At 64.3% G+C, this 448-nt stretch carries 1 protein-coding gene; it reads right to left on the reverse strand.

Going from position 1 to position 448, the window contains the following annotated elements; all coding sequences use genetic code 11:
* The coding region (locus tag PQQ96_RS42230; protein WP_408303377.1) for a pyridoxal-phosphate dependent enzyme at window positions 1-448 on the reverse strand (448 nt) is incomplete at both ends.

Below are 448 nucleotides of genomic sequence, written 5' to 3' on the forward strand. Positions count from 1 at the left end.
GTTCATGTTTGCGCCGGACGTGATCGCAATCAGCGTCTGGTCCTCGATGCCTTCGCGCTCGGCATACTGTTTGGCGCCTGCCACGGCCAGCGCGCCGGCCGGCTCCAGCACGCTGCGGGTGTCCTGGAACACATCCTTGATTGCGGCGCACAGCGCATCGGTGTTCACGAGCAGCACGTCGTCGAGATATTCGCGACACAGGCGGAAGGTTTCTTCGCCGACCAGCTTGACCGCGGTGCCGTCGGAGAACAGGCCCACTTCGTTCAGCGTGACCCGTTCACCCGCTTTCAGCGACGCGGCCATCGCGCACGAGTCATCAGTCTGCACGCCGATCACCTTGATCTCCGGGCGCACCGATTTCACATACGCGGCGACGCCCGCGGCGAGTCCTCCACCGCCGATCGGCACGAAGATCGCGTGAATCGGGCCCTGATGCTGGCTGAGGATT

The sequence above is a fragment of the Paraburkholderia sediminicola genome (assembly GCF_046027825.1).
Classification (GTDB): domain Bacteria; phylum Pseudomonadota; class Gammaproteobacteria; order Burkholderiales; family Burkholderiaceae; genus Paraburkholderia; species Paraburkholderia sediminicola_D.